The sequence below is a fragment of the Bacillus sp. PPSBB_2 genome (assembly GCF_045291115.1).
In the GTDB taxonomy this organism is placed as follows: Bacteria; Bacillota; Bacilli; order Bacillales; family Bacillaceae_G; genus Bacillus_A; species Bacillus_A cereus.
In genome coordinates this window covers 4,980,052-5,003,058 of sequence record NZ_CP147983.1, presented here as the reverse complement: position 1 = coordinate 5,003,058, position 23,007 = coordinate 4,980,052, and the positions used below count along the sequence as shown (strand labels likewise).

The window sequence follows — 23,007 nt, the reverse complement described above, 5'->3', positions numbered from 1 at the left end:
GTAATTAAAAACGTTTTTTGCGAACGATAAAAAGGAATAAGGTAAATAATAAAAATGAATATACGATAGCCCAAGCTGTGAGCCATAGCGTGTGAGTCAGTATATTATATTTGTATTGTCCAAGCATTAGAAAGCTTTCGACAGGTGGTAAAAACCATAGTAACTCTTTTTTAAAATGGATAGATGCAATCGTTATAAGCAATATAAATGTAAGGCTAAGCCAAGCAGTGCCTGCTTTTTGAATCATGTTTCTTGTAAATAATGTTGCGATTGAAATTCCTAGTATAGAGAAAGACATGTGAGAGAGAAATCCGACTAGAAATAAAGAAACTGTCATTTTTTCATTAAACATTTGCAAAATAATGGGATAGATTACGGATATAAAAGATAACACAGTACAAATGAGAAGAGCCGTAATATATTTACCAACGTATAATGCGGAAATGTTATTTGTATGAGAAATAGTAATTTGCTCTTGTATAGGGTCTTCAGTATGAAAAATTGTGACCGTAATCCAGGCAGATAATAAATAAAGTGCGAGTGCTGTTTCTAAATATGTCGTTACAATAGGAGTCGGTTTATATGTATATACAAAAAGCAAGCTCACAAAGTACATCGCAATAGGAGGGATGTACTTATACGATTTTGTATAGTCGAGAAAATGGTACCGAATAAGCGCGAACATAATAAACCTTCTTTCAATTTAAAAGTTAGGTTGTAGCAGTGTGATAGATGCTTTTTTATGTAATAAAAACTGAAGCATTTCGTTTGTATATTCTTTTTCGATTTGTAATTGAATAAGGTTTTGATTTGATTTGTGTGTAACGTGTATAAAACCGGATTGCTTTTGTAGTTCTATCGCTGAGAATGTTTCGTGAACGATTGCCTCAATATAGACTTGTTCTGCTCCTTTTTGTGCAGAGATATTTTCTGCAATTGTATGATTTGCTAACGTCACAATTCTATCGGCGAAGTTTTCTAATAGTTGTTTTTCATGACATGTGAAGAGTATAGATATACCTTGTTGTTTTAATGAGAGTAAAATATGTTCTAGTTCTTGTTGAGAGTTCGGATCGAGCCCAGAAAGCGGTTCGTCTAAAATTAATAAATGGACGTCTGTAAGTAATGCTTGCATAATGCCTGTTTTTTGTTTCATACCTTTTGAAAAGTTTCGTACAACGGAATGCCTTGCATGAAGTAAATGAAAAGATTCAAGGAGCATCGGAATTTTATCTTTTACATATTTTGTTGATAAACCGTGAATGCAGCCGAGATGATATAGATAATCCTCTAATGTAAAACGAATTCCTTCAGGAAAATGTTCAGGTACATAGCCAATTTGTATATGTTCTTTCCTTTGAATTGTCCCTGCCGTAGGTGAAATAAAACCTGCAATTATTTTGAGTAGAGTACTTTTTCCAGTCCCGTTCCCGCCAATAATAGCGAGCGCTTCTCCTTCTGGAATGGATAAATCAATGTTGTCTAGTATAAGTGATTTGCTATACTTCTTTTGAATTCCCCTTAGTTCTACTAGCAAAGTTCTATCCTTCTTTCTTTAAATAGTGTATATATCCATTATATAGGAGAATAACAAAAAAGACGTGCAATGAGTGCACGTCTTTTTTTGTTATGTTTTGTCGAACAATCGATATATCCGAGAAATCGTTGATATATTGTAAGTTATGATAGATATATCGAAAAAATCGTTGATATATCCCGAGTTACGATAGATATAATTGAAAAATCGTTGATATATTACCGCTTCTCAATCGCCACAATAAATGGCGGATTATTTTGCTGGTTAATAAAGCTATATCGCAGTACGTGTGCTTGTTTTTGGTCTAGTTCTTCGGCAAATTTAAGTACAGCGTCGCGTTCTACTCGTCCTTCTGGATGTCCGTGGTAAATGACAAGGACGATGATACCTTCAGGCGCCATTACTTCTAATAATTGCTCGATCGCCGAGATTGTTGAGTTCGGTTTTGTGACGATATGTTTGTCTCCGCCAGGAAGGTAACCTAAGTTAAAAATTGCACCTGTTACTTTTCCTTTTGCATCTTCTGGTAATATGGATAGAAGTGTATCGTGACTATCGTGAACTAAAACAGTACGTTCGAAAAGTTTTTTTTCTTTTAGACGAGTTGTTGAGCTTTCAATCGCCTCTTTTTGAATATCAAATCCAAATACTTTTCCGTTATTTCCAACGATTTCAGCTAGGAAGCAAGTGTCATGCCCGTTTCCTAAAGTTGCATCTACAGCGTAATCGCCTTCTTTTACTGCCGTTTGCAGCAGCGTGCGAGCAAACGGTAATACCCGTTCTAATTTCATTTTTGTTTCTCCTCATTTGCATATTTTCCTTGCCAGCTTCCGCGGCGTACAAATTCTGCATCGATGGAATTTAAAACTTCCCATTTATTTAAGCTCCACATTGGGCCAATCATTAAATCAGGCGGACCGTCACCTGTGATGCGGTGCACAATTACGTCTTCTGGAATAATTTCAAGTTGGTCAACAACGAGGCTTACGTAATCCTCAAGAGAAAGGAATTCGAGTTGTCCTTTTTCATATTGCTTCACCATTGGCGTTCCTTTTAATAAATGAAGTAAGTGGATTTTAATTCCTTGTACGTCAAGTTTCGCTACTTCACGAGCTGTTTCCATCATCATGTCGTAATCTTCAAGAGGAAGACCGTTAATAATATGAGAGCAAACTCGAATGCCATGCTTACGTAATTTATTTACACCTTCAACGTAAGAAGGATAATCATGAGCGCGATTAATAAGGTTTGCAGTACGTTCATGAACGGTCTGTAGTCCGAGTTCAACCCAAAGGTACGTGCGTTTATTTAAGTCCGCTAAATATTCAACAACATCGTCCGGTAAACAATCTGGACGAGTTGCGATAGAAAGACCGACAACGTCTTTTTCTGCTAGAAGCGGTTCGAATTTTTCTTTTAACACTTCAAGTGGTGCATGTGTATTTGTGTACGCTTGGAAATAAGCGATACATTTTCCGTCTTTCCACTTTGAGCGCATTTTTTCTTTCATTTCATGATATTGCGTTATAACATCATCGCGGCGATCGCCAGCGAAGTCACCAGATCCAGCAGCACTGCAAAATGTACAACCGCCATAAGCAACTGTACCGTCACGGTTCGGACAATCGAAGCCAGCATCTAATGAAACTTTAAAGATTTTTTCACCAAATTCATTTCGTAAATGGTAATTCCATGTATGATAACGTTTATTGTCGTTTGTATATGGAAAAGGGTTTTGAACCTTCATTACTTTCCCTCCTAAGCCGAGTCAAAATAACACAAAATCCATTATAACATACTCATAAGGTTCATAAGGAAGGGACAAACTAAAGGGGAATTGAAGCAAGGAGGGACAATTATGGCAGAGCGTCAATCACTTGAATCGTATATTACACAAGCGGAACAAGCGGTGGAATATGCGAAAGAACAATTAGAACAAGGCATGAGACAAGAGCATTATAATACGATGGAGTATTCGGATGCGCAGTTGCAATTAGAACAAGCATATAACGATTTACAAACGATGCAACAACATGCGAATGATGAGCAACGTGAGCAGTTAAATAGAGCGCGTATGGCAATTCGCCAATTGCAACATCAAATGATTATTACACCGCACTAATAAGGAGTGAATGTAATGGCGAAACGTTCAGATCAAAATAACCCAGAACAAAAAACACAAAATGGACATAACGCTGAATTTTCGAATGAACTTGATCCGATTGTTCAAGTGAAACAGCGTAACAGTAAAAAAGGACAACCTCAAAGATCAAAGCAATCAGAGTAAACCAGGTCGCAATATGACCTGGTTTTGTTTTGTTATATGACAATAATGTAAGATTCCTGTAAGGTTTGCCGATAGTCGTAAGCTTACTTTTCCAGTAGAGTAAGGGAGGATTAAATTTTGGACAAGGAGCTGCTTTATGGGGAACAATATTACAAACAAACGAATTGATGAGTTAGATTACATTCGTGGCTTCGCATTACTGGGGATTATTTTAGTAAATATTTTAGCACTACTTCATATTAAAACTCCAGATCCTAATACAGTAGATGCTAGCTATCAAAGGTTTCTATACTTATTTGTAGAAGGTCGTTTCTTCTCGATTTTCTCATTCTTATTTGGAGTGGGATTCTATATCTTCATTACAAGAGCGATTGCGAAAGGGAAAAATGGATATGTTCTATTTTTCCGCCGCGTAGTTGCATTATTTATTTTTGGTTTGATTCATTACATGTTTCAGCCTGGAGAAGCACTAGCGTTATACGCAATTTGCGGATTAATCGTTTTACCGTTTTATAAAGCGAAAAAACAAGTGAACTTAGTAATTGGTCTTATTTTGACAATAGCCTTTAGTGTAATGGGTGTTAAAGAACTATTACCACTTGGTTTAATTTTATTAGGTCTTGCTGCAGGACAATATCGTGTATTTGAAAATCTTTCAAAAAACATAAAGCAAGTCGCTATTTTTACAGGCATTATGTTTGTTTTAAGTGTGGCAGCTGTATGGTATCAATATGGACACGTGCCTGCTGACCCATTTGTAAATATGATATTGATGAATGAAGACGGAACAATGGATGCTGCAAGCCATTTTCTGAAAATTGGTATTACTGTTGGACCAATTATTTCAGCTTTCTATGTAGGAGCATTAATTTTATTACTTCAGTTAAAACCAGTTCAAACATTATTAGCACCATTGAAATACTACGGTCGTATGGCTTTAACAAATTATATCGGACAAACGGCAATGATTTTAATTGCCGGTAGTGTATTTAACTTTGCAGGTAACTTAACATACATGCAGACGCTATATGTATGTATCGCAATTTATGCAATTCAAATTGTGTTTAGTGTAATTTGGATGAAAATCTTTAAAATGGGTCCATTAGAATGGATTTGGCGTGTTATTACGTACTGGACGGTAACACCTTTAAAGAAATAAAGAGAGAAGTGGGCTGTTCTTTTTGTGGAACAGCCTATTTTTATTTTCAGCTTTTGTAGTTGCGCCGATATATTTTGAAAATCGCCGATATAATTTCATTTACCGATTTACTATGCCGAAATGTGAACTAGTATTAACAGCCAAGCTTACAAGTACATCTTTTTTATATTACAAAAGTGTAAGGTAAATGTAATGTTAACAAATAGCAGTTCACTTCCAAAAGGCGCAAAATAGGTAATGGAAAAACAAGCGTAGGAGGATATATATGACGAAACCAGTTGTAGACGTGAAAAACGTTCAAAAAGTGTACGGTAAAAAAGGTGAGAACCAATCACACGCGTTAAAAGGTGTGTCATTCTCAATTCAAGAGGGTGAGTTTGTTGGAATTATGGGACCATCTGGTTCTGGTAAAACGACATTATTAAATGTAATTTCAACGTTAGATAAAGCAACGGGCGGCGTTGTTGAAATTGCAGGAACGGATATTACAAAAATGAAACAAGGTGAGCTTTCTGATTTCCGTTCACAAAAGCTAGGATTCATCTTCCAAGACTTTAACTTATTAGAGAACTTATCTATTTATGAAAACATTGCACTTCCACTCTCTCTTCAAGGTGTTCCATCACGTAACATTGGACCAAAAGTCGAGAAAGTAGCGGATATGTTAGGAATTACAGAAATACTTCAAAAGTACCCATCTGAAGTATCTGGTGGGCAAAAGCAACGTTCGGCAGCAGCGCGTGCTTTAGTGCATGAGCCGGCAATTATTTTAGGGGACGAGCCAACAGGAGCGCTTGATTCTAAAAATGCAACGAGTTTACTTGATGCGATGACAAACTTAAATAAAGATCAAGGCGTATCTATTATGATGGTTACACATGATCCATACAGTGCAAGTTACTGTCAGCGTATTTTATTCATTCAAGATGGTGAGCTATATAAAGAAATTCACCGCGGCGGTACACGTGAAGAGTTTTATAAAGAAATTTTAGATGTGCTTGCGGACTTAGGCACACAAAAAGCGTAAGAAAGGAGGTTCTAGAGCATGTTATTCAAACTTTCCATGTCAGGACTAAAGAGTAAGCTAAAAGATTATATCGTCTTACTTGTTGGTCTTGTCATGTCCATTTCAATTTTTTATATGTTCCAAACATTAGCGTTAAACGAGGCCTTCCTTAAGGAAAATTCTACTATTGGTCAAATTGGATTTGTATTCCAAGCAGGTTCATTTTTACTAGCTATTATAACGTTCTTCTATATTTTGTATGCGAACTCTTTCTTACTATCTCTTCGTCAAAAAGAGTTTGGTATGTATATGATGTTAGGAGCAAAAAAGCATAAAGTTACATTACTTATGTTTATTGAGACAATTGTATTAGGCGCCGCGTCTCTTGCAATTGGAATTGCAGTTGGTGTAGGACTTGCAGAAGGTATCGGTCAATTATTAATGAAACAATTAGAATTTGCTGGTGAAGGCTATAAAGCATTTTACCTGCCATCTATGACTGTTACGTGCATCTTCTTCTTTGCACTATTTGTATTATCGGCAATTATGAACAGTATTAAATTATCACGTATTTCTGTCCTGCAACTTGTACATGCAGACGCACAAACAGAACGTGTTGCAGTAAAAGGAAAAATGACAGGTGTAGTTGCATTCCTTGCGGTTATTTTATTAGGAATGGGCTATGCATCAATGATTTACATGGAAAAACTAAGAGAAATGGGAATCATTATTGCATTAATTACAACGACAGCTGGTACTTACATGCTGTTTGGATCACTTCTCCCGGTCTTTATTAAAAAGTTAAAGAGTAATAAAAAGCGTAGTGAAAAAGGACTTAACGCTTTTACATTTGCACAATTAAACTTCCGTATTAATAGCTTAACGAAAGTACTTGCGACAGTAGCGATGTTAGTTGCTCTTGGAGCAGGTGCAATTTCAGGTGGTATGGCGTTTAAAAATAACGCTATCAAACTGTCTGAGGGTTTAGTAATCTATGACTCAGTTGTTCATAATCCTACAGCTGAAGAAAAGAAAATTTTAGACGGTATTACATTTAAAGAAAAAAATGAATATCGCTACAAAGTTGATGATAAATACGTTTATTATGTAAAAGAAGATTTAGAAAAAAATCGTCCTTTCGTAAAAGATATGACAAATATGAAGTCGATGAAGGATTTAGTGAATACAAAGAAGGTTTCACAGGAGCTACCAGTAGGTGCAGTTTCTAGAGAAATGAATGAAAAAGATGCGAACGCTAAAGAACTTCCAGAAGAATGGGTTGATGCTTTTAGCACAATTCATCCGTATTATATATATGAAGATCATGCAATTAAAATTGTAGATCAAAAAATGTACGATGGGATAAATGGTAAAGAAGGTATAGCATTTATCGGAAAAGCAGATGATTTCTTAGCATATACAAAAGAATGGAAAAAACTTGACGAGTTGCAGCTAGATAAATATAAAAATGTAAAAGCTGAAAGATTAAATAGTAAATATCAAACTTACGACATGTTATACGGCGTTGCGAGTGGAACAGTATTTATGGGATTCTTCCTTGGAATTGCGTTCTTAGCAATGATGGCAAGCTGTCTTATGTTTAAAATTCTTTCTGGTGCATCAAAAGATATTACGCGTTATCAAATGCTCCGTAAAATCGGTGTGCGCCGTGAGTTATTAACAAAATCAATTTATAAAGAGTTATTCTTAGTATTCTTATTCCCAGCAATTGTGGGTATCGCTCACGTATTAGTTGGTATGAATATTTTCGGATTTATTTTAATCGATCCGTACTTCCGTATTTGGGTACCAATCGTAATTTTCGTAGTTATTTATGCGATTTATTACTTCATTACAGTTCAATTGTATAAAGGAATTGTTCTTCCGAAAGAAGATTAATAATAAAAACCGAGCAAAAACGCTCGGTTTTTATTATTTTCAGAAAAAACACTTTAATGTTACTGAAATATATAATATAATGCGAGTAAGTAACGTAATATAAAAGTAGAAGTAGCTGTATAAGGAAAGGAGGAATCCAATCTGTAGAAAGAAGCTGAACTTTTATCCCCACATTTTTTACCGCAACGTATTTATACAATCGTAAGTTTCCACATTGAAAGTTTTCAGAACCACCTGAGTATATTGTGAAAATAATGGATAACACATGGAAATCTCATAGCATGATAAGGTAAAATGGACAACATAATGAGAAAATTACCGTTCATAAGATGAGGAGAATACATGTATGGAAGTTGTAGAGGCATTAAAAGATATAAGCCAAATTGAGGCTATGAAAAAATATTTAAAAGAGCACTCCCAGCGAGATTATCTTTTATTTGTTATTGGAATTAACACAGGATTAAAAATTACAGAACTACTTAGCATGAAATTTGAAGATGTATTAAATGAAGATGGGACTGTTAAAGAGTTTTATACTCTTCCTGTGAAAGATGAAAAATTTAAACAAGATATTTATTTAAATACAAAAGTAAAAGAAGCGCTTTTAGATTACGTACAATCTATTGGCGTTAAAAGAGAAAATTACGTATTTCAATCTAATAAAACGCCAAATTCAATTACGCGCCAACAAGCGTATCGTGTAATTCATAATGCTGCAGAAGCAGTTGGAGTTGTTGGTAAGATCGGAACGAATTCAATGCGAAAAACGTTCGGATTTCATGCGTACAAAAGAGGGATAGCGATTGCGCTGTTGCAAAAACATTTTCATCACGCGACTCCATCAGAGACGCTAAAGTATTTAGGTATTTCAAAGGATGAGACCTTTAAAACGGAGATTGATGTCGATTTATAAAAGCCGTAACTAAAAAAATTAGGAGGCGGAAAATATGAATATTAGAGAGAGTGAACTGCCGGGTATTGGATGTAAGTTTGAAGTGATTACAAAAGGTAATGAAAAGATGGTTATCGTTATTCATGATGATGGCCGAAGAGAAATGTACCATTTTGATGCTGATCATGAGGAGAGTATTTCAAGCGTCTCGCTTCGTGATTCCGAAGCGAGACAAATTGCAGCTATATTGGGCGGAATGGTATATAGACCACAAGCTTTAGATACGATTGAAATGGCCTTTGAAGGATTATCAATTGAGTGGTTTAAGGTGGAAAATAATGCACCAGTCGTACAAAAAACAATTGGTAGTTTACATGTCCGAAACACATATAACGTAACGATTATTGCCATTTTGAAAAAGAATATGAAGAAGTTCTTTAATCCAGGCCCAGATTCTATCATTGAAGCTGGCGATATGCTCGTACTATCAGGCGAAAGACATGAAGTAAAAAGAATTATTAATGAGTTGCTTTCAGTAGGAGGGGATTCATAATCGATGGATACTTTAATCTTTGAAGTTGGGACTGCGTTAGTATTAGTCGCTTTTGCAGCTATTCTCGCTGCAAAGTTAAAGTTCTCGATTATTCCGTTTCTCATTATACTCGGTATGCTAGTGGGGCCACATGCGCCAGATTTAGGGCTTATCGATTTAAGATTTATTGAAAGCGGAGAAGTTATTTCCTTCCTCGGCCGTGTTGGCGTTATATTCCTCTTATTCTATTTAGGCTTAGAATTCTCAATTAAAAAATTAATTAAATCAGGAAAATCAATTGCCTTTGGGGGAACTGTTCATATATCGCTTAATTTTATATTAGGTTTAATTTACGGATATATAATGGGTTTCCCCTTATTAGAAACATTAATTATTGCTGGGATTATAACAATTTCATCGAGTGCAATTGTTGCGAAAGTAATTGTTGATTTAAGAAGATCTGGTAATAAAGAGACGGAGCTAATTTTAGGAATCATTATGTTTGATGATATCTTTTTAGCCGTATATTTATCAGTCGTTTCAGGATTAGTACTCGGAGGGGCAACGTCACTTGTAGGGGCTCTTACATCTATTTTAATCGCAGTAGGGTATATGCTACTATTCTTTGTAGTTGCTAGAAAAGCTACACGATTTTTAAATAAAATGTTAGATATTTCGTCCAATGAAATTTTTATTATCGTAATATTCGCTATTTTGTTCTTTGTAGCAGGATTTTCAGAAACGATTCATGTCGCGGAGGCGATTGGAGCATTATTATTGGGGCTCGTCTTTTCTGAAACAGAGCATAGTGATCGAATTGAACAGCTCGTTGTTCCGTTTCGTGATTTCTTTGGAGCTATATTCTTTTTCAGCTTCGGTTTAAGTATAGACCCATTTTCACTTGGAGGAGCAGTGTGGTTGGCATTAGGAGCAGTTTTCATTACTCTGATCGGTAATTTTACTGCTGGAATGGTTGCGGGGCGTAAAGCTGGGTTATCGCATAAGGCTTCTACGAATATCGGTTTAACACTTGTATCACGCGGAGAATTTTCCATTATCGTCGCGAATATTGGAATCGCGGGCGGCTTAATGGCAGCGATTAAACCGTTCTCCGCTTTATATGTTTTAATATTGGCATCGTTAGGACCATTATTAACGAAAGAGTCTGGGAGAATATACTCGCTACTAGATAAGGTGTTTAAATGGAGTGCTAAAGAACGTGCGAAGCGAGAAAAGGAAGTTGGATAGTATAAAGAGGCTGCATGAAGTTCATGCAGCCTCTTTATACATTGTTACTGTTGTCATTTTTTGTCGGTAATTCGATATATTTTAATAATCGCTGATATAATCCAAGAAGCAATCAGTATAATTTCATTGATCGCAAAACCATTATCTGAATTTCATCAACTATTAATCAGTTGCCTTCCTATTTAAAAACGACTACAATTTTACTGTTATATATATGAACGAAAAAAATAGAATAGGAGGGGAAACTATGCCAAGGAAAGTATGGCTATTAGTAGCTGGGATGATTATTAATGTCACGGGTGCTTCTTTTTTATGGCCTTTTAATACAATTTATTTGCATGATCACCTAGGAAAATCTTTATCTGTGGCCGGAATGGTATTAATGATCAATTCGCTTACTGGTGTAATCGGAAACTTGCTCGGCGGTGTTTTATTTGATAAATGGGGCGGTTATAAATCAACTTTAGTAGGGATTGTGATTACACTTGTATCGATTTTAGGTCTTGTGTTCTTCCACGGTTGGCCGTTATATGTTGTGTGGCTAGCGTTAATCGGCTTCGGTTCTGGAATGGTCTTCCCATCGATGTATGCGATGGTTGGTACGGTTTGGCCAGAAGGCGGAAGACGGGCATTTAATGCGATGTACGTTGGACAAAATGTTGGTATTGCGATCGGAACAGCATGTGGTGGATTAGTTGCATCGTATCGTTTTGATTATATTTTCTTAGCGAACTTTATTTTATACTTTGTTTTCTTCTTAATTGCTTTTATTGGATTCCGCGGTATGGAAGACAAGAAAGAGCCAGGAGTGCAAAAAGAAGTTGAAACGAAAAAAGGGTGGTCACTTACACCTGGATTTAAAGCACTTCTTATCGTGTGTGTAGCATATGCTTTATGCTGGGTTACATACGTACAGTGGCAAGGAGCGATTGCAACACATATGCAAGAATTGAATATTAGCCTTCGTCACTATAGTTTATTATGGACGATAAACGGAGCGATGATTGTTTGTGCGCAGCCACTTGTTAGTATGCTAATTCGTTGGATGAAGCGTTCTTTAAAACAGCAAATTATGATTGGGATTTTCATTTTTGCGGCGTCATTCATTGTGTTAAGCCAAGCGCAGCAATTTACGATGTTCCTCGTTGCGATGGTAACATTAACAATAGGTGAGTTATTTGTATGGCCTGCGGTTCCAACGATTGCAAATATACTTGCACCAAAAGATAAATTAGGGTTTTATCAAGGGGTTGTAAATAGTGCGGCGACTGTAGGGAAAATGTTCGGGCCGGTCGTTGGCGGAGCAATTGTGGATTTATACAATATGGAAGTATTGTTTATAGCAATCATGGTAATGCTTGTAGTAGCGCTTATAGCAACGAGCATTTATGATAAACGAGTAAAAGTAGAAGAAACAGTTGAAGAAAAAATTGCAGTTTAGTTTGACGGAACATGTAACATGTTTTAGAATATATTTAAATAAAACAACCTTTAGAACAAGGGAGATAGCTCGGCTGTCTTAAGATGAATTCGTTAGTTATTAAGAGTAACGATTAACCGAGAAGTCCTCGCTTTAAGTAAGCTCTTAAGAGATACTAAGTGAAGGATAGTTCACTTAACTTATATGTGTAATAACAGTGAGAAGGAGTAGTAGTAATAGAAGCTGGTTTAGAGAGTTGACGGTCGGTGCAAGTCAATCCACGTTTCGTTATGAACTCGCCTTTGAGTTGCAGTTGTGAAACTAATAGTAGCAATTGCCGTTAATCCACGTTACGGATCTAAGCGAATGTATATTTGTACATTAATTTAGGGTGGTACCGCGGGAATCTATAACCTCTCGTCCCTTTCTAGGGATGAGAGGTTTTTTGTATTTTGGGCGGTGAAAATAAATAGAATTTCAAGGAGGGTATCTCATGAGCTTTAATCATCAAGAAATTGAGAAGAAGTGGCAAGGGTACTGGGAAGAGAATAAAACATTCCGTACGCCAGATGAGACAGAAAAACCAAAATTTTATGCACTAGATATGTTCCCATATCCATCAGGTGCAGGCTTACACGTAGGACATCCAGAAGGTTATACAGCGACAGATATTTTATCTCGTATGAAGCGTATGCAAGGATATAACGTTCTTCATCCAATGGGATGGGATGCATTTGGTCTTCCAGCAGAGCAATATGCACTTGATACTGGAAACAGCCCAGCTGAATTTACAGAGCATAATATTAATACGTTCCGTAACCAAATTAAATCATTAGGTTTCTCTTACGATTGGGACCGTGAAGTAAATACAACAGATCCAAACTACTATAAGTGGACGCAATGGATCTTCCTAAAACTATTTGAAAAAGGCTTAGCTTACGTTGATGAAGTACCTGTAAACTGGTGCCCAGCACTTGGTACAGTACTTGCAAACGAAGAAATCATTGACGGTAAGAGTGAGCGTGGTGGACATCCAGTTGAGCGTCGTCCGATGAGACAGTGGATGTTAAAAATTACAGCTTACGGAGATCGTCTATTAGAAGATCTAGATGAGCTTGATTGGCCTGAAAGCTTAAAAGATATGCAACGTAACTGGATCGGTCGTTCTGAAGGTGCAGAAGTACACTTCAACATCGATGGTACAGACGAGAAATTCACAGTTTTCACAACGCGCCCTGATACATTATTTGGTGCAACATACTGTGTACTAGCTCCAGAACATGCACTTGTTGCAGAAATTACAACAGCAGAACAAAAAGAAGCGGTAGAAGCTTACATTAACGCTGTAAAAATGAAGAGTGACCTAGAGCGTACAGAACTTGCGAAAGAGAAAACTGGTGTATTCACTGGTGCTTACGCAGTTAACCCAGTAAACGGTGAGAAATTACCAATCTGGATCGCTGACTATGTTCTTGCAACTTACGGAACAGGTGCTGTAATGGCAGTTCCAGCTCACGATGAGCGTGACTATGAATTCGCATCAGTATTTAATCTTCCAATGAAGGAAGTTGTAAAAGGCGGAGATATTACGAAAGAAGTGTACACAGGTGATGGTGCACACGTAAACTCAGCATTCCTTGATGGATTAAATAAAGAAGAAGCAATCGCAAAAATGATTGAATGGCTTGAAGCAACGAGCGCAGGAAATCAAAAAGTAACGTACCGTCTACGTGACTGGTTATTCAGCCGTCAACGTTACTGGGGTGAACCAATTCCAGTAATTCACTGGGAAGATGGTACAATGACAGCTGTGAAAGAAGAGGAATTACCATTAGTTCTTCCGAAAACAGAAAACATCCGTCCTTCAGGTACAGGTGAATCACCACTTGCTAACATTGACGAGTGGGTAAATGTTGTTGATCCTGAGACTGGTAAAAAAGGTCGTCGTGAAACGAACACAATGCCGCAATGGGCTGGTAGCTGCTGGTACTACCTACGTTACATCGATCCAAACAATAGCGAAGCACTTGTAGATCCTGAAAAAGTAAAACAATGGCTTCCAGTTGATATTTATATCGGTGGTGCAGAACATGCCGTACTTCACTTACTATATGCTCGTTTCTGGCATAAAGTATTATACGATATCGGTGTAGTTCCAACGAAAGAGCCATTCCAACAATTATTCAACCAAGGTATGATTCTAGGTGAAAACAACGAGAAAATGAGTAAATCAAAAGGTAACGTTGTAAATCCTGATGATATCGTAGCAAGCCACGGTGCAGATACACTTCGTCTATACGAAATGTTCATGGGACCATTAGATGCTTCAATTGCTTGGTCTGAAAATGGTCTTGACGGAGCTCGTCGTTTCCTAGACCGCGTATGGCGTCTATTCGTTCAAGATAACGGTGAATTAAGTGAGAAAATTACTGACGCACCAAATAAAGAGCTTGAAAAAGCTTACCATCAAACAGTGAAGAAAGTAACAGAAGACTATGCAGAGCTTCGCTTCAACACAGCAATTTCTCAAATGATGGTATTCATCAACGATGCATACAAAGCTGAAACACTTCCAAGAGAATATGTAGAAGGTTTCGTAAAAATGATTGCACCAGTTGCACCTCATATCGGGGAAGAGCTATGGAGCAAACTTGGATACAATGAAACAATCACATATGCAAGCTGGCCAACATTTGATGAGTCTAAACTTGTAGAAGATGAAGTTGAAATTGTTGTTCAAGTTATGGGTAAAGTTCGCGCAAAACTAACAATGAGTAAAGACGCATCAAAAGAAGAAATGGAACAACTTGCACTTGAAGCAATTCAAGACCAAATTGAAGGGAAAACAGTTCGTAAAGTAATTGTTGTTCCTGGAAAACTTGTTAATGTTGTTGCAAATTAATTTATTCTAAATAAAAGCTCAGAGTATGTATACTCTGAGCTTTTTTGTGTAGAAAATAATCTCTGGATCACCCTAGTCTAAGTTTTCAATTATTCCAATACGTACAAATAAAAGAGCGGAATTCCAATACAGACAAACACCTATTTTTCTATAGGAAATATGATAAAAAAGGTAGGCTAAATTGAGTAGAAGAGGTGAAAGGAATGAAAGGGATGGACAATAATGCACCACATGGCTTTTTCGGAGGTGGATCGGATAGTTATGAACAAATGATGTTAATGGGAGGCGGACAACAAGGATATGGCGGAATTCCGAGCTGGATGGGTGGAACACCTGGAGGATTTTCCACATCAGTAGCTGGAGCACAAACTGGAATTCCAACATTAACAGGAGGATTTCCATCATCAGTAGCTGGAGTGCAAACAGGAATCCCAACATTTGTAGGCGGAGCAGCGGGAGGAGTACCAGTAGGCGTACCAACTACATTCCCATCTTTCGTTGGAGGAGTACAAACAGGATTTCCGGTACCGGGAGTAGGTGTTGTGGCAGGCGGAGTAGGTGGTTATCCACAAGGTTTTTACGGTCACCATGGCCACCACGACGGTCATCATGGCCATCATGGACATCATCACCACCAAGGTCACCATGGCCATCATGGACACCATCACCACCAAGGACACCATGGCCATCATGGACACCATCACCACCAAGGTCACCACGGTCATCATGGACATCATCAACAACAAGTACATCACCACGGCCACCATCATATACATCCGCAGGCTGTTCTTTATCAAATTCATCAAGATCAACATGGTCACCATGGCCACCACGGCCACCAAGGTCAACATGGACATCATGGACATCATCAACAACAAGTACATCACCACGGCCATCAAGGCCACCACGGTCACCAAGGTCAACATGGTCATCAAGGCCACCACGGTCACCAAGGTCAACATGGTCATCAAGGTTACCAAGGCCAACAACACCAACAACACCAACAACACCAACAACACCAACAACACCAACAATACCAACAGTATCAACAACAACAATCTTCTCCTTGGACAGGTGGAATTGGAGCAGGAGGAGCGGGGGCAGCAGCGGGAGCGGCTAGTATTAGTGGAGCTGCAGGACATGCGGGACACGTGGGTCATTAATGATTGCCAGAAAAAAAGACATAATAAAAAACTGCTAGGAAATCCTAGCAGTTTTTTTCAGCTTCTTGGCGTTGACGTTCGATTTCAGCACGAAGTTGTGGTTCTGGTGCTTGCCAGCCTTCAGGTTTTAGAATTTTACCGTCACCTTCGCGGAATCGAGGTTTCCCGTCAGGGAATAGTTTTGCCATGTTTGCGTTATTTACAATTTCGAATCCTTTATCAGGACGTACGCCCATTTCGGCAAATGTTCCGAATGCAAAGTAAATAAGGTCAATTAGTGCATCGTATTGATCTTCAACAGTCGTCGCCTCTAGAAATTCTTCCAGTTCTTCCTGCATAAAACTTGCACGGATTTTTGCACGCTCTTCTGTTAATTTTGTTGGAGTATTTGTCACAGGATGTCCGAATACTTCATGCATTTTCGCAACAAGTTCGTATCCTTTATCTAAACCTTTTTCGTTTGTCATGTTGTTTCATCCTTTCTTACGTTATGCCGAAGTTTATTGTAACATAAGGTGATTGTGAAATGAAAAGAACATCTTATCGAAATAAGATGTTCGCTCGTTATTCTTCTTTTTTTATTAAAAGGGATGAAATAAGATCGATGCCAAAAATACCGACCAGTAACATTGGTATAACGACAAGTAAGTAACGTGTGAAGGAAACATTTTTTAAGTATGTATGAGCAAATAAAAAGACACCGAGAAATAAAATACCATTTAAAATAGGCTTTACTAATTTTTTAGACATAAGCTCCCCCATAAATATCTTCTCTCTCTAAAATAAAAACTCCTCTCTCCGTTGTATCATGCTGGAGAGAGGAGTTCAATCATTTCTCATTCAATTACACCAGAATTTGTAATATTTACGGTGTATTTTATATGAACCGGAACATCTTTATACATTTGTCTCCATTCTTCTAATTTGAATGGGCGATAATGTTGCTTATACTTTGCACCTAGCCCGAGAGGATCGACGCCTAAAGATTTAAACTGCTTAATTAATTTGGAAGCCTGTATGTCCAATTGTTTTTGGACGTTTTTTTCAATGTTTTTTGTGTTCTTGTTATTTTCCAAGTTAATTGCTTTCGATAGTTCTTGAATACGTGCATCAAGATGAATATGAATGAAAAAAGAAGGCTTTCCGTTTTTAATTTTTATATCGTAAGTTGGAACAGAACGAATATTATTAATCATGACGTACGCAGAATCTGTTTTAAATTCATGTGAATCTAATTTATGTTTCTCTAATAGTCCTTTAAATATGAACATATCTTTTTCCGCAATTTTACCGATATATTTATCTTTTTTAAAAAGGCCAATTCCGGTAATTTTTATTTTATCACCATGCTTCTTTAGAATGGGAATATAGTAGTCTTTTCCTTCTTGGTAATAGCGAAATGCTCCTATATGTAGATTATCCGCTGGTAAAGGTCCGGTCTCCATGTTATGTTCTAGCAATTTTTTTATATAAATGGCAACGTTGTATGAAGTCGAATATTTGCCTTTTAAAAGTTCAGTACCATTCCCATCTAATAAAGCAGCATATAGAGCGTTCCCTATATTCACATCTCGAAGTAATGTATCGAATGAAGTAGACATTCCTTTTTTGGCAAGCCTTATTGTATATAGAGCGACACGCATTTGTCCGCTAGCAAATGGTTGAGAAGACTCTAAAGATGTGTCTGCTTTTACTTGTTTTACCGCATTTGCACTGCCTTCAAAAACTTGAACTTTATTTCCTTTTTTCTGAATGGGACAAACGAATGTCACTTTTACTTTATTATCTTTTGCGACATCAAAAACTGTTCCTTGAATAAGTTGTACATCATCGATAATATTTTTTTGTAAACATCCAATTAGACTGAAGAATGTTATACAAGAAATAAGTATTAATTTGCTTGTGCTTTTGATTTTTTCCATTTTCTTTTCACCCACACAATAATAAATAGGATTGGGATGTATACATAAATGAGCCAAAAACTAACTTTTGATACATTACTAATAAAGTTATTAATATCGTGTCTGTTTGTTAAAAGTTGCGAAACAATGAGAGTGATAAAGATAAAAGCAATTAAAACACCCCTTTGTTTTACACGAAATATTTCATGAGTTCCTCTCATTGACGCCCATAAAGGGAGGATAAAACTTGAAATAATAACGAGTGCATAGCCTGAAATTGCAATATATTCGAGTCTTTCTATAAATGGTAATTGAATGACTTGGGTCATAGAAAGTTGTGCCCATATTGTTTTTAACAATTGCTTCTCACTAAAAAATGCAAAGGCTAAAAGGGTACTAAATAGATATAGAAGATTTGAAAATAGTGCTCCAAGCTGAGCGTATTTATGAGATTGCATAGGCTTTTTCACAAATGGATACACCATGAGGTAAATCTCAAAACCGGTCATACTGTAGATTGACAGTTGAGCGGATTTTAAAATGTCTGAAAAAGAATGTGTGAATATAGGTAGTAAATTATCCCAATGTGAATATTTCAAAACGAATAAGCTTAGAAATAAATATCCTAATGTACCACCAACAGAGATGACGCAAATACCGGTAATGACACGAAATCCAGAAGAGATAATGTAATAGCTAACTAAGCATAAAAAGAGTGTTAACATAAAGGTGGAAGCGGTAGGAAACATCCATACTTGAATAATTTCAACATATGTTCGGATGACTGAAATACTAACGATTAAAAAATAAGCCATAAAGATGATGCTAATGCCATTTCCTAGCCATTTTCCAAATGTTTGCCGATGTAAATCAACTAAATTCCCATTTGTTTCTTTTAATAAGACATACATCATCCATATAATAATATGGATGAAAATTCCTGTGATTATAACGCCCATCCATCCATCGTATCCAGCGGCCTTTGCGATGATTCGAGCGAAGCCGAGAACGCCAGCACCGAACTGTGCACCGTGAATTAAGAAGAAAACGAAGATAGGAGATATTTGATATTTTTCTTGAACTTTACTCATCGAATGCACCTCATTTCTTAATCATCAAAGTCCGATCTATGTTTTGTTGAAATTCCTTTCGCTGCTTTTTTTACATGTTGTGGTCTTGCTTGTACATCTCTTGTATCAATCATTGTTAAAGGGAAACGAATCCAAGAATCTTTAACAGATTGTTGTCTTGTTGGGTAGAACAAAGCGTATGGCTTGCGTAAAGAAGTAAGTCTAAATAGATGCGTAAATAAGAAGATAAATCCAAGAGAAATCCCGAAAAGTCCTCCTATTTCTGCAAATATGAGAAATGGGAAGCGTAGTAATCGAACCGCATTACCCATTTTGTAAATAGGTGTAATAAAGGAAGCGAGTGCTGATAAGGCAACGATAATTAATAAAATATTACTCGTTAAACCAGCTTGTACAGATGCTTGCCCGATTACGATACCGCCTACAATACCGAGCGTTTGACCAACTTTCATCGGTAACCTCGCGCCAGCTTCCCTCAGTAAGTCGATTGCAAGTTCTAAAAAGAGTGCTTCAATTAAAGGCGGGAATGGTACTTGTGCTCTTGATAAAATTAAAGTTTCAAGTAAATCACTTGGAATGAGTTCATAATGATAATTTAAAACTGCAACGTATAACGGTGTAGCGCAAATTGAAAATAGAACGGCAATTAATCTTAAAATCCTTGAAAATGTAGCGTACATCCAGGAGACATTGTAGTCTTCTGGTGAAATGAAAAAATCAAAATAGGATACAGGTGTTAGTAAAACACTTGGAGAACCGTCCACAAAAATAGCGATTTTACCATCGATTAGTGCTTTTGTAACTCTATCAGTGCGTTCTGTATTGATATAGAGAGGGAAAATCGATTTTTCACCCATTAATTCTTGTAAATAAGCACTATCATTAATTTGATCATATTCAAGAGCGCGTAATGATTCCTCGAGAAAATCTACATTATCTTTTTCAGCGAGGTTGTCTAAATACATCATGACAACTTTTGTTTTGGAAAACTCGCCAATAATCATTTCTTTTGTTTGTAAATCTAAAACAGGAAGACGTTTTCGAACTAAATTAATGTTTGTATCAATATCCTCTACGAAACCTTCTTGTGGTCCGATAACAGTTGATTCGTTTAAAGGAGGGGTTGGTGCACGATAATTATCAATTGCAATGTTTGCAAGCATACATTTTTGATCTTGCTGATTCAATTGAATAATCGCATGCCCCTTTAAAACCATATCCTCAATTTTTTGTAAGTCGTTCGTAATTGTAATGCCGCTCATTGGAATATGTTCTTTCAGCTCTTCTAGTGAAGCATTAGGTCGTTCCAAAAGAGTAGGCATTAAATATTTTTGTAATTTCTCTCCATCAAGCGAAGGACGATAGTAAGAAATCCAATAAGGCATCGTTTCATCGTCGGATGTATGATAATTCACAAAATCACTAGATTTTTTCAGCTTCTCTATTAAATTTTGTAAAGAATGGATACGGTCTTTTTCTGGTTTCGTAAAATCATAAATACTATTACCTTTAGAGTTTTGTTGCTTACTTTGAGAAGGTTCATCTTGCTTAGCGTTTTGTTGTTTATCTTGAGACGAATCACCTTGTTTAGCACCTTGTTGTTTATCTTGAGAGGAATCCTCTTGTTTAGGACTTTGTTGCTTATCTTGAGAGGAATCCTCCTGTTTAGAGTTTTGTTGCTTATCCTGAGAAGAGTCCTCTTGTTTAGCACCTTGTTGTTTATCTTGAGAGGAATCCTCTCGTTTAGCACTTTGCTGCTTATCCTGAGAAGAGTCCTCTTGTTTAGCACTTTGCTGCTTATCCTGAGAGGAATCCTCTTGTTTAGCACTTTGTTGTTTATCTTGAGAGGAATCCTCCTGTTTAGAGTTTTGTTGCTTATCCTGAGAAGAGTCCTCTTGTTTAGCACTTTGCTGCTTATCCTGAGAGGAATCCTCTTGTTTAGGACTTTGTTGCTTATCCTGAGAAGAGTCATCTTGTTTAGGACTTTGTTGCTTATCCTGAGAGGAATCCTCTTGTTTAGGACTTTGTTGCTTATCTTGAGAGGAATCCTCCTGTTTAGCGCTTTGTTGCTTATCCTGAGAGGAATCCTCTTGTTTAGGACTTTGTTGCTTATCCTGAGAAGAATCTTTTTGCTCGTTATTTTTACCTTTATTATGTTTCATACTTCTAGTCTGTTCTTTGTTATCATCCTCTGCATTGTTAGAATGCTGCTCCTGATTATCTGTTTCGTTTGCTTCTAGTTTATTTGATTTTTTTTTCTTACGTAGCCAATTCCAAATCATGTGTATGCCCTCTTTAATCTTGTAATATAGTGCTATTTTGTGGCTAATTTTGTATATTATTCATTTATTTATGAAAAGAAGAAGGAGATTAGTTTGCATAGAAAAAAATCTTTAGTAAGCAGTTCATACTACAACGGGGAGAGGAAGAGTCTGTGCAAATTGTAAAAAAGGAGAAGTTTGTTTTAAAAGAGTTTACGTTTGAAAATGGCAGGGAAATTCCTGTTCAAATGGGATACGAGACATATGGCACTTTAAATAGAGAAAGGTCAAATGTGATTTTGGTTTGTCATTATTTTAGTGCAACAAGTCATGCGGCAGGAAAATATACAGTGCATGATGAGGAGTCTGGTTGGTGGGATGGGCTCATTGGAGCTGGAAAAGCAATTGATACAAATAAGTATTTTGTTATATGTACAGATAATCTTTGTAATGTGCAGGTGAGAAATCCATATGTGATTACAACAGGACCGAAATCGATTAATCCAGAAACTGGAGAAGAATATGCTATGGATTTTCCGGTTTTTACATTTCTTGATGTAGCTCGTATGCAATATGAGTTAATAAAAGGTATGGGAATTTCAAGGTTACACGCTGTAATTGGACCGTCGGCAGGGGGAATGATTGCACAACAATGGGCGGTTCACTATCCACATATGGTAGAGCGGATGATTGGCGTTATTACGAACCCACAAAATCCAATTATTACGTCAGTAAATGTAGCGCAAAATGCGATCGAAGCAATTCAACTGGATCCAAGTTGGAAAGATGGAAAATATGGAGAAGAGCAGCCGATAAAGGGGCTTCATTTAGCAAATAGAATGATGTTTATGAACGCGTTTGATGAGTATTTTTATGAAATGGCATTTCCTCGTAACAGTATAGAGGTAGAACCTTATGAAAAGTTTTCTACACTAACATCATTTGAAAAAGAAATAAATAAAGCGACATATACAAGTATAGAGTTAGTAGATGCAAATTCATGGATGTATACTGCAAAGGCAGTTTTATTGCATGATATTGCACATGGGTTTTCTTCACTAGAAGAATCTCTTTCTAACATAGAAGCGAATGTACTTATGATTCCATGTAAACAAGATTTGCTTCAGCCGTCTCGTTACAACTATAAAATGGTAGATATTTTGCAAAAACAAGGGAAGTATGCGGAAGTGTATGAGATAGAAAGTATAAATGGGCATATGGCGGGAGCATTTGATATTCATTTATTTGAAAAGAAAGTTTATGAATTTTTAAATCGGAAAGTATCTAGTTTTGTTTAGAAGACAAATGATGGGGAAAAGGTGCAATGTTTGTAGTAGGCACCTTTTTTCACATGATTTGTAGACGGAAAATATATGTGGCAATTGCTATACCGAAGAATGCGATACTAAGCAATAGAAATAAGAATGACATTTCTTGGGGTGATTTTATTTTTTTAGTATTTTTCATACTAAGAGTAATAATTGCAGCGATTAAGAAAATGATGCCCATTATGAAAAGGGAAAGTGTCATTTTCATTGGCTCCTTTCATAAGACAAGTATATTGAGGATACAATGCAAGAGTTATGTTTGTAAAGAATAAGTTTTGCGAGAAAATTGAGAAATAGTTTTTCGATTCTTTGCGTTCTTTCTTTTGCGTGCTAAAATTGGTAGAGAATGTTTGTGAAAAAGAAACTAAAGGTTTTATTGTA

The 23,007-nt window shown here is 36.7% G+C and carries 22 protein-coding genes and 1 other annotated feature; of the genes, 12 read left to right on the top strand and 10 right to left on the bottom strand.

Annotated elements, in window-relative coordinates; translation table 11 throughout:
• Positions 1-4 precede the first annotated feature (4 nt).
• The 4 genes from V6946_RS25335 to V6946_RS25320 all read right to left on the bottom strand — a co-directional run bounded on the left by V6946_RS25335 (position 5) and on the right by V6946_RS25320 (position 3,284).
• Positions 5-685 (bottom strand): hypothetical protein, encoded by a 681-nt coding sequence (locus V6946_RS25335; RefSeq protein ID WP_006924861.1) that lies wholly within the window; start codon positions 683-685, stop codon positions 5-7.
• An 18-nt stretch (positions 686-703) separates the two neighbouring features.
• Positions 704-1,537, bottom strand: a complete 834-nt coding sequence (locus V6946_RS25330) for an ABC transporter ATP-binding protein (protein ID WP_006924863.1) — start codon at positions 1,535-1,537, stop codon at positions 704-706.
• Between the two features lie 218 nt (positions 1,538-1,755).
• Positions 1,756-2,328 (bottom strand): class I SAM-dependent methyltransferase, encoded by a 573-nt coding sequence (locus V6946_RS25325; RefSeq protein ID WP_006924865.1) that lies wholly within the window; start codon positions 2,326-2,328, stop codon positions 1,756-1,758.
• On the bottom strand, positions 2,325-3,284 hold the full coding sequence (locus tag V6946_RS25320; protein ID WP_000868033.1) for a TIGR01212 family radical SAM protein: 960 nt from the start codon (positions 3,282-3,284) through the stop codon (positions 2,325-2,327). The genes V6946_RS25325 and V6946_RS25320 overlap by 4 nt, the downstream gene beginning before the upstream one ends.
• 111 nt (positions 3,285-3,395) lie before the next feature.
• Between V6946_RS25320 and V6946_RS25315 the strand changes: the two genes are divergently transcribed.
• From V6946_RS25315 to V6946_RS25265, 11 genes are all read left to right on the top strand, one after another.
• Entirely contained in the window at positions 3,396-3,659 is a 264-nt protein-coding gene (locus V6946_RS25315) for a YtzC family protein (RefSeq protein ID WP_000840871.1), read from the top strand.
• Positions 3,660-3,674: 15 nt separating this feature from the next.
• Positions 3,675-3,824, top strand: coding sequence for a hypothetical protein (locus V6946_RS25310; protein WP_001129341.1), 150 nt, complete (start codon positions 3,675-3,677; stop codon positions 3,822-3,824).
• A 136-nt stretch (positions 3,825-3,960) separates the two neighbouring features.
• Positions 3,961-4,983, top strand: coding sequence for a DUF418 domain-containing protein (locus V6946_RS25305; RefSeq protein WP_000527702.1), 1,023 nt, complete (start codon positions 3,961-3,963; stop codon positions 4,981-4,983).
• A gap of 265 nt (positions 4,984-5,248) precedes the next feature.
• Positions 5,249-6,010: an ABC transporter ATP-binding protein gene (locus tag V6946_RS25300; protein WP_000165844.1), complete on the top strand. Its 762-nt coding sequence runs from the start codon at positions 5,249-5,251 to the stop codon at positions 6,008-6,010.
• A gap of 18 nt (positions 6,011-6,028) precedes the next feature.
• Positions 6,029-7,888 (top strand): FtsX-like permease family protein, encoded by a 1,860-nt coding sequence (locus V6946_RS25295; protein WP_006924867.1) that lies wholly within the window; start codon positions 6,029-6,031, stop codon positions 7,886-7,888.
• Between the two features lie 346 nt (positions 7,889-8,234).
• Positions 8,235-8,801 carry a tyrosine-type recombinase/integrase gene (locus V6946_RS25290; protein ID WP_000454210.1) on the top strand — a complete coding sequence of 189 codons (567 nt, stop codon included), beginning with the start codon at positions 8,235-8,237 and terminating at the stop codon, positions 8,799-8,801.
• A gap of 34 nt (positions 8,802-8,835) precedes the next feature.
• On the top strand, positions 8,836-9,333 hold the full coding sequence (locus tag V6946_RS25285; protein ID WP_001026053.1) for a cation:proton antiporter regulatory subunit: 498 nt from the start codon (positions 8,836-8,838) through the stop codon (positions 9,331-9,333).
• Positions 9,334-9,336: 3 nt separating this feature from the next.
• Positions 9,337-10,560, top strand: a complete 1,224-nt coding sequence (locus tag V6946_RS25280) for a cation:proton antiporter (RefSeq protein ID WP_000380167.1) — start codon at positions 9,337-9,339, stop codon at positions 10,558-10,560.
• A gap of 247 nt (positions 10,561-10,807) precedes the next feature.
• A complete protein-coding gene (locus V6946_RS25275) occupies positions 10,808-12,001 on the top strand; it encodes an MFS transporter (protein ID WP_001137561.1) in 1,194 nt (397 codons plus the stop codon).
• Positions 12,002-12,188: 187 nt separating this feature from the next.
• Positions 12,189-12,408 (top strand) — a binding site (T-box leader).
• Positions 12,409-12,473: 65 nt separating this feature from the next.
• Positions 12,474-14,882, top strand: coding sequence for a leucine--tRNA ligase (leuS, locus tag V6946_RS25270; protein WP_000009461.1), 2,409 nt, complete (start codon positions 12,474-12,476; stop codon positions 14,880-14,882).
• A gap of 203 nt (positions 14,883-15,085) precedes the next feature.
• Positions 15,086-16,045, top strand: a complete 960-nt coding sequence (locus tag V6946_RS25265) for a hypothetical protein (protein ID WP_366981495.1) — start codon at positions 15,086-15,088, stop codon at positions 16,043-16,045.
• Positions 16,046-16,089: 44 nt separating this feature from the next.
• Here the strand turns inward: V6946_RS25265 and V6946_RS25260 are convergent, their stop codons facing one another.
• From V6946_RS25260 to V6946_RS25240, 5 genes are all read right to left on the bottom strand, one after another.
• Entirely contained in the window at positions 16,090-16,512 is a 423-nt protein-coding gene (locus tag V6946_RS25260; protein WP_000180554.1) for a hypothetical protein, read from the bottom strand.
• 97 nt (positions 16,513-16,609) lie between these two features.
• Positions 16,610-16,795, bottom strand: a complete 186-nt coding sequence (locus V6946_RS25255) for a hypothetical protein (protein ID WP_000038781.1) — start codon at positions 16,793-16,795, stop codon at positions 16,610-16,612.
• A gap of 86 nt (positions 16,796-16,881) precedes the next feature.
• Entirely contained in the window at positions 16,882-17,967 is a 1,086-nt protein-coding gene (gene gerHC / locus V6946_RS25250; RefSeq protein ID WP_366981497.1) for a spore germination protein GerHC, read from the bottom strand.
• Positions 17,937-19,037, bottom strand: coding sequence for a spore germination protein (locus tag V6946_RS25245; RefSeq protein ID WP_006924871.1), 1,101 nt, complete (start codon positions 19,035-19,037; stop codon positions 17,937-17,939). Before V6946_RS25245 ends, gerHC begins: the two co-directional genes overlap by 31 nt.
• Before the next feature lie 17 nt (positions 19,038-19,054).
• A complete protein-coding gene (locus V6946_RS25240) occupies positions 19,055-21,319 on the bottom strand; it encodes a spore germination protein (RefSeq protein WP_366981498.1) in 2,265 nt (754 codons plus the stop codon).
• A 125-nt stretch (positions 21,320-21,444) separates the two neighbouring features.
• On the opposite strand from V6946_RS25240, the gene V6946_RS25235 reads away from it, so the two are divergent.
• Positions 21,445-22,596: a homoserine O-acetyltransferase gene (locus tag V6946_RS25235; protein WP_081631397.1), complete on the top strand. Its 1,152-nt coding sequence runs from the start codon at positions 21,445-21,447 to the stop codon at positions 22,594-22,596.
• A gap of 49 nt (positions 22,597-22,645) precedes the next feature.
• Here V6946_RS25235 and V6946_RS25230 read toward each other — a convergent pair whose 3' ends face one another.
• Entirely contained in the window at positions 22,646-22,828 is a 183-nt protein-coding gene (locus V6946_RS25230; RefSeq protein WP_000175905.1) for a hypothetical protein, read from the bottom strand.
• Between the last annotated feature and the right edge of the window lie 179 nt (positions 22,829-23,007).

Bases quoted from the DNA above. Each gene is read 5' to 3' on its own strand.
- V6946_RS25335 (WP_006924861.1), bottom strand. From the start codon at position 685: ATGTTCGCGCTTATTCGGTACCATTTTCTCGACTATACAAAATCGTAT.
- V6946_RS25325 (WP_006924865.1), bottom strand. From the start codon at position 2,328: ATGAAATTAGAACGGGTATTACCGTTTGCTCGCACGCTGCTGCAAACG.
- V6946_RS25320 (WP_000868033.1), bottom strand. From the start codon at position 3,284: ATGAAGGTTCAAAACCCTTTTCCATATACAAACGACAATAAACGTTAT.
- V6946_RS25315 (WP_000840871.1), top strand. From the start codon at position 3,396: ATGGCAGAGCGTCAATCACTTGAATCGTATATTACACAAGCGGAACAA.
- V6946_RS25310 (WP_001129341.1), top strand. From the start codon at position 3,675: ATGGCGAAACGTTCAGATCAAAATAACCCAGAACAAAAAACACAAAAT.
- V6946_RS25305 (WP_000527702.1), top strand. From the start codon at position 3,961: ATGGGGAACAATATTACAAACAAACGAATTGATGAGTTAGATTACATT.
- V6946_RS25300 (WP_000165844.1), top strand. From the start codon at position 5,249: ATGACGAAACCAGTTGTAGACGTGAAAAACGTTCAAAAAGTGTACGGT.
- V6946_RS25295 (WP_006924867.1), top strand. From the start codon at position 6,029: ATGTTATTCAAACTTTCCATGTCAGGACTAAAGAGTAAGCTAAAAGAT.
- V6946_RS25290 (WP_000454210.1), top strand. From the start codon at position 8,235: ATGGAAGTTGTAGAGGCATTAAAAGATATAAGCCAAATTGAGGCTATG.
- V6946_RS25285 (WP_001026053.1), top strand. From the start codon at position 8,836: ATGAATATTAGAGAGAGTGAACTGCCGGGTATTGGATGTAAGTTTGAA.
- V6946_RS25280 (WP_000380167.1), top strand. From the start codon at position 9,337: ATGGATACTTTAATCTTTGAAGTTGGGACTGCGTTAGTATTAGTCGCT.
- V6946_RS25275 (WP_001137561.1), top strand. From the start codon at position 10,808: ATGCCAAGGAAAGTATGGCTATTAGTAGCTGGGATGATTATTAATGTC.
- leuS (WP_000009461.1), top strand. From the start codon at position 12,474: ATGAGCTTTAATCATCAAGAAATTGAGAAGAAGTGGCAAGGGTACTGG.
- V6946_RS25265 (WP_366981495.1), top strand. From the start codon at position 15,086: ATGAAAGGGATGGACAATAATGCACCACATGGCTTTTTCGGAGGTGGA.
- V6946_RS25260 (WP_000180554.1), bottom strand. From the start codon at position 16,512: ATGACAAACGAAAAAGGTTTAGATAAAGGATACGAACTTGTTGCGAAA.
- V6946_RS25255 (WP_000038781.1), bottom strand. From the start codon at position 16,795: ATGTCTAAAAAATTAGTAAAGCCTATTTTAAATGGTATTTTATTTCTC.
- gerHC (WP_366981497.1), bottom strand. From the start codon at position 17,967: ATGGAAAAAATCAAAAGCACAAGCAAATTAATACTTATTTCTTGTATA.
- V6946_RS25245 (WP_006924871.1), bottom strand. From the start codon at position 19,037: ATGAGTAAAGTTCAAGAAAAATATCAAATATCTCCTATCTTCGTTTTC.
- V6946_RS25240 (WP_366981498.1), bottom strand. From the start codon at position 21,319: ATGATTTGGAATTGGCTACGTAAGAAAAAAAAATCAAATAAACTAGAA.
- V6946_RS25230 (WP_000175905.1), bottom strand. From the start codon at position 22,828: ATGACACTTTCCCTTTTCATAATGGGCATCATTTTCTTAATCGCTGCA.